15 protein-coding genes are annotated in these 14,971 nt (G+C 65.3%); 8 read left to right on the top strand and 7 right to left on the bottom strand.

The annotated features are described in order from the left end of the window. Positions 1-5 precede the first annotated feature (5 nt). On the bottom strand, positions 6-1,265 hold the full coding sequence (locus RBH26_RS00235; protein WP_306755798.1) for a Tat pathway signal protein: 1,260 nt from the start codon (positions 1,263-1,265) through the stop codon (positions 6-8). A gap of 187 nt (positions 1,266-1,452) precedes the next feature. Continuing rightward, positions 1,453-2,346, bottom strand: a complete 894-nt coding sequence (locus RBH26_RS00230) for a 1,4-dihydroxy-2-naphthoyl-CoA synthase (protein ID WP_306755797.1) — start codon at positions 2,344-2,346, stop codon at positions 1,453-1,455. 129 nt (positions 2,347-2,475) lie between these two features. Between RBH26_RS00230 and RBH26_RS00225 the strand changes: the two genes are divergently transcribed. Then, on the top strand, positions 2,476-2,802 hold the full coding sequence (locus RBH26_RS00225) for an amphi-Trp domain-containing protein (protein ID WP_306755795.1): 327 nt from the start codon (positions 2,476-2,478) through the stop codon (positions 2,800-2,802). A 243-nt stretch (positions 2,803-3,045) separates the two neighbouring features. Here RBH26_RS00225 and menD read toward each other — a convergent pair whose 3' ends face one another. From menD to RBH26_RS00210, 3 genes are all read right to left on the bottom strand, one after another. Then, the gene (menD, locus tag RBH26_RS00220) at positions 3,046-4,857 is read right to left on the bottom strand and encodes a 2-succinyl-5-enolpyruvyl-6-hydroxy-3-cyclohexene-1-carboxylic-acid synthase (RefSeq protein WP_306755794.1); all 1,812 of its coding nucleotides are present in this window, start codon (positions 4,855-4,857) and stop codon (positions 3,046-3,048) included. Positions 4,858-4,860: 3 nt separating this feature from the next. Next, positions 4,861-6,210 (bottom strand): isochorismate synthase, encoded by a 1,350-nt coding sequence (locus RBH26_RS00215; RefSeq protein WP_306755793.1) that lies wholly within the window; start codon positions 6,208-6,210, stop codon positions 4,861-4,863. Between the two features lie 70 nt (positions 6,211-6,280). Beyond that, positions 6,281-6,883, bottom strand: a complete 603-nt coding sequence (locus tag RBH26_RS00210) for a sulfite oxidase-like oxidoreductase (protein WP_306755792.1) — start codon at positions 6,881-6,883, stop codon at positions 6,281-6,283. A gap of 283 nt (positions 6,884-7,166) precedes the next feature. On the opposite strand from RBH26_RS00210, the gene RBH26_RS00205 reads away from it, so the two are divergent. Then, positions 7,167-7,466 carry a hypothetical protein gene (locus RBH26_RS00205; RefSeq protein ID WP_306755791.1) on the top strand — a complete coding sequence of 100 codons (300 nt, stop codon included), beginning with the start codon at positions 7,167-7,169 and terminating at the stop codon, positions 7,464-7,466. Between the two features lie 196 nt (positions 7,467-7,662). Continuing rightward, the gene (locus tag RBH26_RS00200; protein WP_306755790.1) at positions 7,663-7,893 is read left to right on the top strand and encodes a ribbon-helix-helix domain-containing protein; all 231 of its coding nucleotides are present in this window, start codon (positions 7,663-7,665) and stop codon (positions 7,891-7,893) included. A 23-nt stretch (positions 7,894-7,916) separates the two neighbouring features. Here the strand turns inward: RBH26_RS00200 and RBH26_RS00195 are convergent, their stop codons facing one another. Beyond that, on the bottom strand, positions 7,917-8,099 hold the full coding sequence (locus RBH26_RS00195; RefSeq protein ID WP_306755789.1) for a hypothetical protein: 183 nt from the start codon (positions 8,097-8,099) through the stop codon (positions 7,917-7,919). 143 nt (positions 8,100-8,242) lie between these two features. Between RBH26_RS00195 and RBH26_RS00190 the strand changes: the two genes are divergently transcribed. The 4 genes from RBH26_RS00190 to RBH26_RS00175 all read left to right on the top strand — a co-directional run bounded on the left by RBH26_RS00190 (position 8,243) and on the right by RBH26_RS00175 (position 12,139). Continuing rightward, complete coding sequence (locus tag RBH26_RS00190) at positions 8,243-8,914, top strand: hypothetical protein (RefSeq protein ID WP_306755788.1); 672 nt, start codon at positions 8,243-8,245, stop codon at positions 8,912-8,914. Next, positions 8,911-10,275: a hypothetical protein gene (locus RBH26_RS00185; RefSeq protein ID WP_306755787.1), complete on the top strand. Its 1,365-nt coding sequence runs from the start codon at positions 8,911-8,913 to the stop codon at positions 10,273-10,275. Before RBH26_RS00190 ends, RBH26_RS00185 begins: the two co-directional genes overlap by 4 nt. Positions 10,276-10,444: 169 nt before the next feature. Continuing rightward, complete coding sequence (gene hisF, locus RBH26_RS00180) at positions 10,445-11,260, top strand: imidazole glycerol phosphate synthase subunit HisF (protein ID WP_306755786.1); 816 nt, start codon at positions 10,445-10,447, stop codon at positions 11,258-11,260. 57 nt (positions 11,261-11,317) lie between these two features. Continuing rightward, on the top strand, positions 11,318-12,139 hold the full coding sequence (locus RBH26_RS00175) for a hypothetical protein (protein WP_306755785.1): 822 nt from the start codon (positions 11,318-11,320) through the stop codon (positions 12,137-12,139). 159 nt (positions 12,140-12,298) lie between these two features. Here the strand turns inward: RBH26_RS00175 and RBH26_RS00170 are convergent, their stop codons facing one another. Further along, entirely contained in the window at positions 12,299-12,583 is a 285-nt protein-coding gene (locus RBH26_RS00170) for a DNA-directed RNA polymerase subunit L (RefSeq protein WP_306755783.1), read from the bottom strand. A 155-nt stretch (positions 12,584-12,738) separates the two neighbouring features. On the opposite strand from RBH26_RS00170, the gene RBH26_RS00165 reads away from it, so the two are divergent. Then, the gene (locus RBH26_RS00165) at positions 12,739-14,598 is read left to right on the top strand and encodes a rhomboid family intramembrane serine protease (RefSeq protein ID WP_306755782.1); all 1,860 of its coding nucleotides are present in this window, start codon (positions 12,739-12,741) and stop codon (positions 14,596-14,598) included. The last annotated feature ends 373 nt before the right edge of the window (positions 14,599-14,971 follow it).

The raw sequence follows: 14,971 nt of genomic DNA, 5'->3' as shown, positions 1-14,971 counted from the left end.
CGCGTTCAGCTCGGATCTGCCGGCGGCAGCGCTCGTCTCGAGCGGGGCGGAAGCAGGTAGTTCCCGCGTCGGTCGACGAAGATGTAGCCGGTGATGCCGTTGTTCAGGTTCGTGACGTCGAGGTCGTCTCCCTCCATCGCTTTGCGAACGCGGGCGAACTCTTCGATTCCGCGTTGTAACGAGACGAAGTGGACGCCCGGTTGGTCGCCGTCGACGGTGTTGAAATCCCGCCGTAACAGCAGCGGCTGCCCGTCCTCTCTGGCGCGGGCGGCCTTCTGGGCATGGCCGACGACGCCGCTTCTGGCGTCGTCTTCGGTCGCCGCGATGCGCTCGTCGGTGAGCTCGGTCGCGGTGTCGAGTTTCTCACCGACGTCGCCGACCAGCTCCGACTCGGCGTGTTCCGGGCTGAACATCTTCTGGACCCGCATGTAGTGGTTGTCCTGTTCGAACCACTGCCGGAGGTTCGTCCGCATCGAGGAGACGTGTCCAGTCGTCCCACCGGCGAAGGGACCCTCCTCGATCGTCACGCGATCCTCGGTCGCCTGACTCTCCGAAAAGCCCGAGCGAAAGCCCATGAAAAACGGCGCTTCGTCCGGGATCGAGTCGGGGACGCCGTCGACGTCGGTGTGGTCGGCCGGAAGCCCCTCGCCGACGAACCCGGTCCGACGTCGGTCGTCGACGCGTTCGAAGATGCCGGTCAGGTCCGTCCCGACGTCGATCCCGTTGAGTTCGTCGTGGTCGCCGAACAGCCCCTCCTCGGCCTCGAGGACGACCTGTGAGTGGTCGCTGGCCAGGTGGAGCAACGCGTCGAACTCGTCGAACGCATCGGCCTCCCCGACGATCGGCGCCGGTTCCGGAAGGTCGACCGACTCGGACAGTGACCCGTCGAACCGATCGAAGTACGCCGGCGTGTAGCCGAGCGTGAACACGAGCCCCTCGTTGCTCCACTCGTAGGCGTACTCGAGGGTCCGTAGTGCGTCCTCGACCTGCTCTCTTGTGTCGTCGTCGGGCTCGGTCTCGGTCTCGAGTGATAGCGCCACCAGCACGTGGTGTTCCGGTGGCTGGACGTTTCCGTCGTCGTCCCGTGCGAGGAACTCGTTCCACGCGTGCTGTCGCTCCGGGAGCGAGTCGGGGTCGTCGGTCCCGGTGGGGATCTCGACGCCGTCCTCGGAGGTACACGCGCTGAGTGCGGTCGCTCCGCCGACGGCGACCAGTGCCCGGAGGTAGTCCCGGCGGGACAGCGACGAACGGTCGGGGACTGTCACTGGATACGTGTCCGGGCCGGTATCGCCAAAGTGTTACCGTTCTCGCCGATCCTACCGCCACCGTCGACTCGCCGTTGGGCCGGCGAACAGACGATCGATCGGCGGTTCGAACGGTGTCGCTGCCGATCGGTACCGCTCGAGACGATCCTCCCTGACGTAGATAGCGGAAACTGTTGCCGGCGAACGGTCAGTAGTGCCAGGGATAGTCGTCGAACTCGGGCTCGCGACCTTCGACGAAGGCGTCTCGACCCTCTTTTGCCTCGTCGGTCATATATCCCAGCCGGGTCGCCTCGCCGGCGAACACCTGCTGGCCGACCATGCCGTCGTCGGTCATGTTGAACGCGTACTTGAGCATCCGCATCGCCGTCGGACTCTTGGAGTTGATCCGTTCGCCCCACTCCAGTGCCGTCTGCTCTAACTCCTCGTGGGGGACAGCCTCGTTGACCATCCCCATCTCGGCGGCCTCCTCGGCGTCGTAGGTTTTCCCGAGGAAGAACACCTCGCGGGCTTTCTTCTGGCCGATCTGTTTCGCCAGATACGCGGAGCCGAAGCCGGCGTCGTAACTGGCCACGTCGGGATCGGTCTGGAGGAACTTGGCGTGTTCCTTGCTTGCAAGCGTCAAGTCACAGACGACGTGCAGCGAGTGGCCACCGCCGACAGCCCAGCCGGGGACGACACAGACGACGACCTTCGGAATGTGACGGATCAGTCGCTGGACCTCGAGGATGTGGAGTCGCCCTTGCTCTGAGGCACGTTCTTCGTCGCCCTCGTACTGGTAGCCGTCCTCGCCGCGGATCGTCTGGTCGCCGCCCGAACAGAACGCCCAACCGCCGTCTTTCGGCGATGGACCGTTCCCCGTCAGGAGCACGCAGCCGACGTCGGTCTGGCGTTTGGCATGCTCGAGAGCGTCGTATAGCTCGTCGACAGTGCCGGGGCGAAACGCGTTGCGTACTTCTGGCCGGTCGAATGCGATCCGGACCGTCCCGGAGTCGACCGCCCGGTGATACGTGATGTCGTTGAACTCGTCGTGTAACTCCGCGATCGGTTCCCACTGCTCCTCGTCGAAGAGTTCCGAAACCATTGCCCGAATGTGGTCGGCGTCGGGTGAAATAGATTCGCGTCATGGCGCCGTGTCGACTCGAGGCAACCGAGCCAGGCCCTTCTCGTTTCGACCGAGAACTCATACCCGTCGGTGCCGTGTCTTCTCCCGATGGCACCCGACGACGAGGCCACCGACTCGAGCACCGACGCCGACAGCGAAACCGACGCCGAGCGAACGACGATCCGCGCCGGGCGAAACTTCGAACAGGAGTATCGACTGGATGCAAGCGACGCGGGCGAGTTCCTCGTCGCGCTGGGCGAACAGCTCCGTGACGGCGACGAACTCACGATCAGCGACGACGAGTGGGAACTCCCGTTTGCCTTCGGGGAACCGGTCTCTCTCGAGATCGACTTCGAGGGGACCGACGAGCCGGAACTCGAGATCGAACTCGAACTCCCCGGCCGAACCGACGAGACGGGCCCGCGTGTCAAGTAGGCGACCTGGAGACGGGTCGGTATATCTGCGAACGGTTGTCGGAACCGTTCGGACCAGGGACATTCGATATAGCAAAATAGAGTTTAGCAGTGGCAAACCGACCACTATCGGCTTCGACGGTACGAATGGCAACCGATAACGATCGTCACCGTTCCGACTTCGCGGTCTCGAGCAAAATCCGTACCCGTCGGTTTCGTCCGAAAGACGGACCGAAACGAGGTCAGTCCCGATTCGGGACAGCTGCTACCGAGTATCGTCGTCGATCGACTCGCGAACTGCTGTCTCGAGTGTGTCCCGTCGCCGGTGGTTCGCGTCGGAATCGAACTCGAGGGCAAGTACCTGTGTACCGTCGCGCTCGAGCGACCGTCGGTAGGCACTCGCGAAGTCGACGGGATCGACGCGTTCGAACTCGAGGTCGTAGAACTCGGCCAGCGAGTCGAACTCGAGGCCGTGGGGCGTCTTGAACTGGTCGGTAAACGGCGGCTCGAACGCCTCGATCGGGAGTTTGTGGAAGATCCCGCCACCGTCGTTGTTCAACAGGACGATGGTCGCGTCGACGTCGCAGCGATCGACCGCGAGCAGGCCGTTCGAGTCGTGATAGAAGGCCAGATCGCCGGTAACGAGCACGAGCGAGTCGTCGGTCGCGCTGCCGGCACCCAGTGCGGTGCTTGCGATCCCGTCGATACCGCTTGCACCTCGATTGGCTAACACGGTGAGGTCGGCACTGCGAGGGCGGCCAAACCTGTCGGCGTCCCGGATCGGCATGCTATTGGAAACGAAGACGGTCGCCGGATCGGGGGCGTCTTCGAAGATCGTCGCGAGGACGGCACCTTCGAAGGGGTCGGCCTCGAGCGTGTCCGTCTCGAGTGCCTCGTCGCGGACGGCCCAGTGTCGTCGCTCGGCAGCGTCGAACCGGGCTCGCCACGCCGTGGGCGCTTGCGAGTCGTCGGTCGCCTCGAGTCGCTCGCACAGGCCCTCGAAGACGGCAGCAGGTGACGCCGCGAGCAACTCGGTCGCCGTAAAGGTCGCCTCCCGCCAGGCGCCGGCGGGGTCAAAGAGGAACTGACGAGCGTCCGCGTCGCGTAAGGCGTGTCGAAGCGGTTTCGAGGTCGGCGACGCACCGAATCGGAGGACGACGTCGGGATCCGGAAGCTCGTCGATGTAGACGTCGTAGCCGCCGTAGACCGGAGTGCCACCGTCGCTGGCAGCTTCGGCAGCACGCTCGACGTGTGGTCCGAACCGCAGGTTCGAAAGCGGGTCTGCGAGGATCGGCGCGCCGATTCGGTCGGCGATGTCGACGACGGTTCCGGGATCGAGTGCCGACAGATCGGCTGGATCGGCCGGTCCGGCGACGATCAGCGGCCGTTCGGCCTCGGTAAGCGCCTCGAGAAGGGGGTCGTACTGGTCTGCCGTAAGCGTCCGCGTGCCCGAGTCGGTTTCGACGAACGCACCCTCACGGCCGCGGCCAGCGAGCGTCTCCGCGAACGCATCGGGAACGGCGTCGGGAACCTCGAGTGGCTCGAGCGGTTTCCGGAACGGACAGTTCAGGTGGACGGGACCGGGGTCGGTGCCAGTCGTCTCGGCGAGGGCCCGCGCCGCGGTCGTCCGGAGGTTCCGGACCTTTCGCTCGTCGGCCTCGGGGTCGGGGAGTTCGGCGTACCACCGGACCGCATCGCCGTAGAGTTTGACCTGGTCGACAGTCTGGTTCGCGCCGCTGTCCCGGAGTTCGTGGGGCCGGTCGGCGGTGAGCACGAGCAACGGCACCCGGGCCCGATCGGCCTCCATGACGGCGGGATGGAAGTTCGCCGCAGCCGTCCCGGACGTACAGACGAGCGCCGTCGCCTCGCCGGTACGGCGCGCGCGGCCGAGCGCGAAGTACGCCGCCGAGCGCTCGTCGAGATGCGAGTAGACGTCGATCTCCGGATGGGCGGCGAAGGCGACGGTCAACGGAGTCGAACGACTGCCCGGAGCGATACAGACCGCCTCGAGGCCGCCGCTGGCGAGTTCGTCGACGAGAGTGCGTCCCCACAGCGTCGAACGGTTCGGTGCCGACATGGGTCACTCGAGTTCGTCGAGGATCGGTCGGAACTTCAACTGTACTTCGTCCCACTCGTCGTCGGGGTCGCTGTCGGCGACGATACCGCTGCCGGCAAAGAGCGTCACCGTGTCGTCGTTTGCGACTCCGGATCGGAGGCCGACCGCGAACTCGCCGTCGCCGGCGGCATCGAACCAGCCGACGGGGGCCGCATACCAGCCGCGGTCGAAGGCTTCGGTGTCGCGGATCGTCTCCCAGGCCGCAGTCGGCGGGACGCCGCCGACGGCAGGGGTCGGATGGAGCGCTTCGACGAGTTCGAGGACGTGCCGGTCGCCCTCGAGCGTTGCCGCGATCGGCGTCTGCAGGTGTTGGATGTTCGCCAGCCGCCTGATCGTTTGCTCCGCGATCGTCAACTCGTCTGCGAGGGGGTCGAGCTGGTCACGGATCGCGTCGACGACGAGCCCGTGTTCGTGTTGGACCTTCTCGCTGTCGCGCATCTCGTCGGCGTAGGCATCGTCCGTCGCAGGCGTCTCGCCGCGCTGAATCGAGCCCGCGAGTGCCTCCGTCTCGATCCGGTCACCGTGTTTACAGACGAGCCGTTCCGGCGGCGCGCCGAAGAAGGTGCCACCGATTTCGCGATCGATCAGGAACCGATAACAGTTCGGATACTGACGGCGCAGTCGCTCGAGCGTGGCAGGAACGTCGACCGGCTCCTCGAGATCGACGGACAGCGACTGTGCGAGGACGACCTTCGTGAGTTCGCCCCGTTCGATCCGCGCGATGGCGGTCTCGACCTGGTCCCGCCAGGCCGCAGGCGACGTGGTTCGACGGGTCGATTCGACGCCGGGACCCGTTCCGCTCGGCTGCATCGAGGGGAGATCCTCGATGTGATCGTACCAGTCCGCGAGGCGCTTGGCGGTCTCGTCGGCCGTCTCCCCGACGGCCGTCAGCCAGGTCTTCGCGTCGCTGCGGACGACGAGCACTTGCGGGACGACGAACGAGGCCGCGTCGAACCCGGTCCAGGGACTGTCGGGCTCGTGACCGTCGTGAAACGAGACCCCGCCGAACGCTCGCGGCCGGGCGACGTGTGGGCCGTCGTACTCGAGTCCGTCGAACACCCGTGTCGTCCGTTCCCGAATTCGGTCGAACCGATCCGGTCCGCTGGCGGTCACGTTGGCTGCGACGCCCAGTCCGACGATCTCCAGTCCGTCGGGTGGCGCCCAGAGAATCCGCGACTCGCTGGCGCTGTCGACTACTGCGCCGAACGAGACGTCCTCGAGTTCGCGGCTGCGGCCGACGAGATCGGGCGTCTCGTCGACTGGCCGTACGGTCGAATCAGCTGCCAGTCGATGCTCCCCCGACGATCGATCCATTGAGCGCAGTTCAGGACCGGCGTGCCTTCAGCCTAACTATCCCGGCCCCGATACCGTGGCGTCGGCACGACTAACTGTACCGCTCTTCCTGCCACGGATCCGCCGTCCGCGAATAGCCACGCTGTTCCCAGTAGCCGCGTTCGGGCTCGGTACAGAACTCGACGCCGTCGACCCACTTCGCGCCCTTGTAGGCGTACTTGTGGGGCGTGACGACGCGGAGCGGGCCGCCGTGGTCCTCGGGGAGGGGTTCGCCATCGTATCCCCACGCGAACAACACCGCTTCGTGCATACAGTCGGAAAGCGGGAGGTCGGTGGTGTAGCCGTCGAGCGCGGAGAACACGACGTGGACGGCGTCGTCCTCGACGCCCGCGCGCTCGGCGAGTTCGGGGAACGGAACGCCCGTAAACTGACAGTCGAACCTGCTCCAGCCGGTCACACAGTGGAAGTCCTGGCGCTGGGTCTCGCTTGGCAGGTCGCGAAACTCCTCCCAGTCGAAGGTGAGTTCCTCCTCGACGGCGCCGGTAACGGTAAACGCCCACGTTTCGGGATCCCAATCCGGTGTCGGACCCTTCGAGAGGACCGGAAATTCGTCGGTCTCACGCTGGCCCGGCGGCAGTCGGTCGTCGCCGAACTCACGGTAGAGGTCCGTAACGTCGGTTGCGTCGTCGCTCATACTCGTTTCCTCTGTGTCGACTGACGTAGGCCTGGCGTCTCGAGTGCGGTCGGCCGCGTCGTCTAGGCCGTTCGAGGAGGCACTCGCGATCGCCTGCCAGAGAACCAGACAGTGCTGCCGGTACTCTACTCGAGTGAGACGAGTCGCGTCCCACAATCAGGAATTACCGGAACGGGGCGTCGACCGAAACGATCCGTAATAGTCGGATCAGCATCACAAGTCGCGGAATTCCCGTCGAAACCCTCGCCAGCCATTAGTACGGTCTCGGCGATTCCCATACCGTATGGCGAGTAGACAGCAGATGCAGGAACGAGAAATGTCCGGACAGGCAGCGGAAGAAGTCAGCGAACAAGCCCTTGGCCCAGCCTTGATGGCGTCGGCCGCGTCGGTCGGGCTCTCGTGGTACTACTTCTTCGTGCGCGGCGATCGACAGCGAGGACTGTTCGTCGGCCTCTGGCCGCCGACTATCCTCGCGTTCGCGAGTTACTTCAACCAGCGCAAGATGCGCCAGCAGCTCAACTCGCTCACCCAGCCCGGGACGACGCTGAAGAACGCGCTCGACTCGATGATGGGCAATAAGTAACACGGAACGCAGGCCACGATTTTACGCTCTCGCGCTGGTCCGGCCGGCCACAGCCGATTTTCGCATCGGTCGGATCGGCGACGTGCGACCGTTCCCACAGGTATGACACGCAGTCACAACAAAAGTACCGGATCCGTTTTCGAGTCAGCAGAGTCCCCGTCAAACCTAAATACCCCCTCGCCGAAAGCCGAATCAGATGCCGAAAGTAGAGATCACCATCCCGGAACACCTCGAGATGCAGATCGCTCAGATGGTCGAACGCGGCGAGTTCGTCAATCGTGAGGAAGCGATCGAAGACCTCCTCTCGACCGGGATCAAGGCCTACAAAACGAGTGGACCGATGGACGAAGAGGAAGGCGGAACGACCGGCGGAACCGGCCTCGAAGACGACGGGATGATGGGCCACGACGACGAGTACGTCTTCTAACTCCCGATTTCCTTATCGCGCGCCTACAGCGCTAGCAGCGGGATTCCGAACGCGAGGACGGCACCGATCAGCATCACGACGATTCCGATCCCGACGTCGCGAGCGGTGTACTCGCTCATCGGCGCGGTCGTCCGTTCTGCCTCGAGGTCGTGTCCGACGTCGGCTGCCGAGCCGTGATCTGCCGCTGGTTCCGTATCGTCTGCCATAGTCGTACGTTTCCGGCTACAGACCTTAAAGACACCTGCAACGGCTCCGGATCGTGGAGACACTCGGCACGACAGATCGTACCGGTCGTGTGACCGGTCAGTTGCCGGAAAATATTTGTCGATCGGTTGGATTATACTGTGCAATGCCCTCCATCGACCGCTCCAGACGGCGACTGTTAGCCGCCGGTGGTTCTCTCTCCGCAGTGATCGCGGGCTGTACGGGGTTCAGCGAGTCGGAAAGTATCGAGCACAACGTCACCGAGGGCGGCGAGCCGATGCCGTCCGACGAGTACGAGTCGCTGACGCTGCGGGCCGACGGCGCGGAGCCGTTCGTCTATCCCGACGGCGAGCCTCCGGAGGACGGCGAAAAGACGGGTTCGAGACCGTACGAGCGATCGGTCGAGTTCGTCCTGAGCGACGACGAGGCGTCGGCCATACGGATCGACGCCGACGACGAGGACGTCGACGACGCACGGACCTTCCTCGAGGCGACCGACTTCGAGACCGAGTCGGTCGTAATCGACCAGCGGGAGATCGAAGACTGCTATCGTCGCCACCTCCTGAGTGTTCAGGCCAATCCAGACGAGTTTCGAACGCAGTTCTGCCAGTCGCTGAAAGCACCGACGACGCCCTGTGAGGCCGACGTGACGGTCATGGAAGCGGTCTTCGTTCGCGTCCAGCGTGCGTACGAGGCGGCCCCGTCGAGTCGTGCAAGCAGCGAGAGCAGGTCGTGTCCGCCGTCAGAACGCGCCGTCACCGACGGCGAGCGGACGTCGACCAACGACACCGCTACCGACGAGGAGGGTGGTCGATGACGGGGGAACGTCCCCGTTTCGATCGGCGACGACTCCTCGTGGGACTCGCAGGCGGCGCCGCCGTCGCTGTCGCCGGCTGTAGCGCTCCCGGAAACGACGACGTGACGACGGCGACGACGTTCACCCGGGCGGAAGCCGAGTCGATCCTGACCGAGAGCCCATCGGCGCCGACGGTCGATCGGCCAGTGCCGATCGAGCCGGCAAAGACCGCCCTCGAGGCCGAACGGTATCGCGTAGACGACCTCCTCGCGGCCGTCCCGGAGCCGATCACCGCCGACGAGGTCCCAAACGGCGTCGTTCGAAACGCGATCGCCGACCGACGCGACGGCGCGATCGAGTCACTCGAGGAGACGGTCGACGCGACCGGCCCCGAGCGATACCACGCGCTGCGAACGACGCGGGACGCTCGCGACGACGCCCGGACGGCGACCGTGACCTGGTCCGCGATCGACGCCGATCGCGAGACCCTCCTCGACGATCTCGGTGACGAGCGTCGGTCCGCTCGGTCGACGCTTGCAGACCGACTCGACGGGGTCGCGTATCGCGGCGAAGACGGCGAAGACGGCCGGCTCCGTGCGGCGCTGTTCTACGCCGAACTCGAGGACGACCTGGAGACGGCGACTCGACGACTCGACCGCTGGAACGTCGACGAGGCGTCGGCCGTCGTCGACCTCGGTGAGGCCGCCGGCGACCTCGAGTTCGCCACGGCGACGACGGCCGTCTGGGACCACTGTCGCGGACGGTACGCCGACGAAACGGGCGACCGCGCCGACCTCGAACCCGTCTTCGCCGACGCGCTCGAGGCGTCACGCGATCGAGTCGCCGACGTCGACCTGCCCGACCAGGACGGGGACGACTGGCTCGCCGACCTCGTCGCGAGCGAGGTCGAACAGGGGTTCGACCAGACGCTCCTCTGGGACGCTGTCAGACCGGTCTATCGTGCCGCGGACGGACTGGAAGACGCCCTCGAGGACGGTCGCTACGGACCCGGGCTGTCCGCAGCGCTCCGGTTCGAACACGAGTATCGGGCCTTCGAGGACGTCCGCGAGCGATTCGAATCGGGAGCGGTTACGGCCCCCGAGTCGATCGACGAGATCCGAGCCCAGCGAACGGCGACGGTCGAAGCGGCCGAATCGGCGATCGAGTCGGTCACGCGGCCGTCGCTCGGGATGGCTCGTCTCGCAGACACCGTTCGCGACCTCGGCTGGACCGACGACGCGATACGCCGCAGTGCCGACGGCGACCCCGAGATGAACGTCACGCTTGGCGACGAGTACAGCGAGTACGTCTGCCTCGAGGCCCGGTTTACGGTCCTCCCGGACGCGCTCGCGGCGTTCCGGAGTCGGCTGCTCGAGGCGTAACCGGAAATCGCCCGATCCAGACGCCTTTATACTGTCGGACAGCAGGCAGTGAGACGTCGGTCGCGAACTCGCGGCCGTCACCCGCGGGACGGCCGCAGTCGCGCGACCGATCGTCGAACAGTGCTGTCCAACAGTATTACTATCCTCGGTGCGAACGGTCGGACAGTAAATGGCACTGACCAAGCGAATCATCCCGTGTATCGACGTGGATTTAGACGAGGACGGGAACCCGGCCGTCTACACCGGCGTTCACTTCGAGGACCTCGAGTACACCGGTGATCCGGTCGAGATGGCCAAGGCGTACAACGAATCCGGCGCCGACGAGTTCGTCTTCCTCGACATCACCGCCTCCGCGGAAGGACGCGAGACGATGCTCGACGTCGTCCGCGACGTCGCCGACGAGGTCTTCATCCCCCTCACGGTAGGCGGGGGTATCCGCACCACCGAGGACATCAAGGAGACGCTGCGGGCCGGCGCTGACAAGGTGTCGATCACCACCGGTGCCCTAGAGCGACCCGAACTGATCAACGACGGCGCGGCGGCCTTTGGCAGCCAGTGTATCGTCATCAGCGTCGACGCCCGCCGACGGTTCGACGAGGGCGGCGAACACTACGTCGAGGTCGACGGCGAGTCCTGCTGGTTCGAGTGTACGAAGAAAGGCGGCCGTGAAGGAACCGGGATCGACGTCCTCGAGTGGGCCCAGGAGGCCGAACAGCGGGGCGCCGGCGAACTGTTCGTCAACTCGATCGACAAGGACGGTACCAAAGATGGCTACGACGTCCCGCTGACCGCGGCGGTCTGTGACGTCGTCGACACGCCGGTTATCGCCTCTTCGGGCTGTGGCGGCCCCGAGCACATGCACGAGGTGTTCACCGAGGCCGACGCCGACGCCGGGCTCGCGGCGTCGATCTTCCACTTCGACGAGTACTCGATCGCGGACGTCAAGGAGTATCTCGACGAGCGGGACGTGCCGGTCCGGCTGTAAGCTGCTGCACTGGCGCTTCCAATACGCTTATACTGCCGCGGTCGCGCACTTCTACCAGTGAAGTGGCGGTGTACGTGGTGTGGAAAACCACACGCGGAGAACGACCCTCCCTGTGACAACTGCGGGCACAACACCTTCGAGAAGGCTATCGTCCGCGAGGGGGACGACGAGCCGACGTCGTCGACCGGAACGGTCGACACCGGAACGACCTACGTCTGGCGCTGTCGCAACTGCGGCCGGGACCACGTCAAGAACAACCCGCCGTGTGCCCGCTGTGGCAACCACGACCTAGAGAAAGTCGAACAGACCTACGACGACGTCGAGCGCGACCTCGAGACGCCGAGTTGGCTCGAGGTAGCCAGACCGTATCTCCCGATTTTCGTCGTCTTCGCCGTGGTCGTCGCGCTGTTTGCCACCGGGATCGTCCCGCTCTCGATCGTTCCCGGCCTCGGGGAGCCGTCGCCGCCCGACGCACCCGGCGAGGGGACGGAAGCCGGCGGCATCGACCTCGAGGCGACCGAAGGCGAGATCCACGACCGCCTCGAGGCCGAACGCGACGCCGAGCGGTCGTACGATAGCGGGCTCGCAGCCTTCGCCGAGTACAACAATCGCGCACACGTCGCGATCGAGTACGACGACGCACAACCCGAACGGGTAACGCCGACCGACTTCGACGTCGACTGTCGAAACGACGCGATCGGCGGCCCGTTCCCGGCGGTGCTGTCGATCGACGACTACGACGACGAGGCAGCGCTCGCCGACGACGTCGCCGCCACGCTCGAGACGACCGACGAGGTGACAGACGGCGACTTCGACGCGGAAGGGATCGATCTTCACGTCGTCGACGGCTCGGTCTACGTCTACTACGTGACGTGTTGACCGACCGGGCGATCACAGCATCCGCTTTTCGGAGAACGAACGACAGAAGAGACGAGACGCCGGCTTCGACGCCGCGATTCATACGGTCTCCCGTAGTCAGTTCCCGCCGATCGCCACACGGGGTCGGCAAGCGGCGGGAAATCGACACAGCAGTCCGTATCAGGCGGCCGCCTCGAACGCCTCGCGGAAGGAAACCGCCTTCTCGCGGACGTTGACGGCAGCGTCCTCGAGCGCCTCGAGGGGGTCGACGCCGCCTTCGGTCTTGATCGTCAGAATCGGTTCGGTCTGGCCGCCCGACTGTTCGGGATTGACGTCGTAAGTGGCGGCGCTGACGGCTTCGTGCTCGAGCAGTGCGCCCTTGAGGACGTTCATAAACGTGTGGTCCTCGCCGGCGATCTCGATCGAGAGTTCGTCCTCGGTGCTCTCGGTGACCCGCAGTTCCATGTCCACTGCTCCGGTCGTCGGCCGCTTGTACCTTTCTGTTCGACCGCGAGGTCCGACTCGAGTGACGCGACGTGAGGTATCGGTCGCACTCGAGGGCCAGGAGACTCGATAGCGGGAACGGAAATCCATATACAGTCACGCTCGAACCACAGGATATGCGCCCGACTGTGAGCCCCCTGACGTTTCTCGAGACGGTCGTCCTCCCGCTGGTGATAGCGGCGACGATACTCGTCTCCGTCGCCGTCGTCAGGCGTCTCCACCGGGCCGATGACGGACGGCGCTGGGTCGAGATCGCCCGGTCGCGGCTCGTCATGGGCGTGCCCTGGGGCTCGCTGCTCGTGATCGCGCTGGTCTTCTGTGTCTATCTGTTCGTCCAGGACGGTATCACCGACTTCGAGAATCCGGTGACGCTTCCCTACCGTGCGTACTCCTACTTCTACCCGCTGGGGATGCTGACGGCGTCGTTCTCGCATGCCGGCCCGGGACATCTCCTCGGAAACCTCGCCGGGACTGCCGTCGTCGCACCGATCGCGGAGTACGCGTGGGGACACTACCCCGACGGCCGAGACGAAGGGACTGTCTCCTCGTGGCGGGCGAACCCGTGGGTCCGTGCGCTGGTCGTGTTCCCGGCGATCGTCGTCGCGATTACGATCGCGACGAGCCTGTTCGCGCTGGGGCCCGTCATCGGCTTTTCCGGCGTCGTCTTCGCCTTCGCCGGCTTCGCCCTGGTCCACTACCCGATCGTCACGATCGTCGGCGTCCTCGGCGTCCAGAGTGCGCTTCTGACGGTCTACCGAGCCATGCAGACGCCGATCGCCGTCTACGTTGCCCAGCCGAGTCCACCGTCGGCACCCTCCTGGGCCGGCATCGCCATCCAGGGCCACGCGCTTGGGTTTTTCATCGGGCTCGGTCTCGGCGTCGCACTCCTTCGCAGACGCGGTCACCGTCCCGACCCGTTCCACCTCTGGATCGCGCTTCTCCTATATGGCTTCGCACAGGGGCTGTGGCAGATCTACTGGTTCGGCAGCGAGAATACCTACTTCCTCTTCCAGGGACCCGGTGTGTTGATCGTCACGGCGCTTGCACTCGTCGTCACGGTCGCGATCACCGCCAGCGACCGCCCTCTTCTCCCGCGGCGAGTCGGTCGACGTCTTGCCCGGCTCTGGTCTCGGCTTGGCGTCACGGATCCCACCGGTGAGTCGCCGGTCGACCGCCCCCTCGAGATCGCACGGGCGAGTGCCGCTACGACTGATTCCGGGACGTCGACGTCCCGACTCGAGCGAATCGCGACGCTCGCAGCGGAGCGGCGACGATCGACGCGGCTGGCGGGAGTCGGCCGACGGCAGGCGGCGATGGCCGTCGTCCTCGTGGTCTTTGCGATCGTCGCGGGGATGGCAATCCCCGTCAACCTCTTCGTGCTCGACGACGCGAGTGGGTCCGCCGAGACGGCCGTCGAAATCGAGGATTACACGGTACAGTACGCCGAGGACGTCGAGAACGAGATGGTCTCGCCGGTCCAGATCGGACCGCTCGCCGACGCTGTCTCACTCGAGTCAAGCGGCGTGATCGTCGAAAGCGAGCAGCGACAGCTCTGGTCGGAAGTGGTTCCGGCCGACAGACTCGCGTTTACGGGCGAGGAAGAGATCACCGTCGGTGGCCCCGGCTGGCGCGAGACCGTCCACGTCGAACGAACCGGTTGGGAACCGGTCGACAACGACACCGTCTACCAGGTCGAGATCTGGGCCGACGGCGAGGATCGACAGCTGACCCACGAGTCGAACGCCTCGAGTGCCGACGTTCGGATCGACGACCGGACCGTAACGGTCGACTCCCGAAATGGGACGTTCGTCCTCGCAGTCGAGTCCCCCGACGGCGTCGTCGAGACGGCGGCGGTCCCCGAGGAAAACGAGTCGGCGACGGCGAACGGACTCGCCTTCGAGCGGGACGACGAGACCGTCTACGCTACGTCGGACGGTACCGAGGTCGCCGTCGCGAGCGCGGAGACCTACAATTAGCACGTCGTATCGAGTCAGTAAGGAGTCCCTTTTGGGGCCGAAACGGCTCCGTACACGGTACTCCCGTCCGATGAAACGCTTCCGGACACGGAAATCGTCGCGTTTTATCCCCTCGAGCGGCCGGCAGACGGCACACGCGATTTCGATGGCCGTCAGTTCATCGAATACGTATTCGAATCGCTGACTGTCAGCTGTAGCACGACGTTTCGCCGGGCCCTCGCTCCGGATTCGGCTCGATTCATCAGTGTTGGGGACCGTCGGCTTCGAACTACAGTAATCGAGAATAACAGGTCCGTTGTCGAGTGGCCAACCGATTAACGGCTTCATGGCCGCCGGGAAGCCGGAGAGAAACAATGGCCGGCTGTGTCGATCG

Source organism: Natronolimnohabitans sp. A-GB9 (assembly GCF_030848565.1).
GTDB lineage: Archaea > Halobacteriota > Halobacteria > Halobacteriales > Natrialbaceae > Natronolimnohabitans.
The sequence above is the reverse complement of the archived record's forward strand: the minus strand, read 5'-3'. Positions and strand labels throughout refer to the sequence as shown.

What these genes read in the sequence shown, in the direction of transcription:
- RBH26_RS00230 (WP_306755797.1), bottom strand. Translation starts at nt 2,346, where the DNA reads ATGGTTTCGGAACTCTTCGACGAGGAGCAGTGGGAACCGATCGCGGAG.
- RBH26_RS00225 (WP_306755795.1), top strand. Translation starts at nt 2,476, where the DNA reads ATGGCACCCGACGACGAGGCCACCGACTCGAGCACCGACGCCGACAGC.
- menD (WP_306755794.1), bottom strand. Translation starts at nt 4,857, where the DNA reads ATGTCGGCACCGAACCGTTCGACGCTGTGGGGACGCACTCTCGTCGAC.
- RBH26_RS00215 (WP_306755793.1), bottom strand. Translation starts at nt 6,210, where the DNA reads ATGGATCGATCGTCGGGGGAGCATCGACTGGCAGCTGATTCGACCGTA.
- RBH26_RS00210 (WP_306755792.1), bottom strand. Translation starts at nt 6,883, where the DNA reads ATGAGCGACGACGCAACCGACGTTACGGACCTCTACCGTGAGTTCGGC.
- RBH26_RS00205 (WP_306755791.1), top strand. Translation starts at nt 7,167, where the DNA reads ATGGCGAGTAGACAGCAGATGCAGGAACGAGAAATGTCCGGACAGGCA.
- RBH26_RS00200 (WP_306755790.1), top strand. Translation starts at nt 7,663, where the DNA reads ATGCCGAAAGTAGAGATCACCATCCCGGAACACCTCGAGATGCAGATC.
- RBH26_RS00195 (WP_306755789.1), bottom strand. Translation starts at nt 8,099, where the DNA reads ATGGCAGACGATACGGAACCAGCGGCAGATCACGGCTCGGCAGCCGAC.
- RBH26_RS00190 (WP_306755788.1), top strand. Translation starts at nt 8,243, where the DNA reads ATGCCCTCCATCGACCGCTCCAGACGGCGACTGTTAGCCGCCGGTGGT.
- RBH26_RS00185 (WP_306755787.1), top strand. Translation starts at nt 8,911, where the DNA reads ATGACGGGGGAACGTCCCCGTTTCGATCGGCGACGACTCCTCGTGGGA.
- hisF (WP_306755786.1), top strand. Translation starts at nt 10,445, where the DNA reads ATGGCACTGACCAAGCGAATCATCCCGTGTATCGACGTGGATTTAGAC.
- RBH26_RS00170 (WP_306755783.1), bottom strand. Translation starts at nt 12,583, where the DNA reads ATGGAACTGCGGGTCACCGAGAGCACCGAGGACGAACTCTCGATCGAG.
- RBH26_RS00165 (WP_306755782.1), top strand. Translation starts at nt 12,739, where the DNA reads ATGCGCCCGACTGTGAGCCCCCTGACGTTTCTCGAGACGGTCGTCCTC.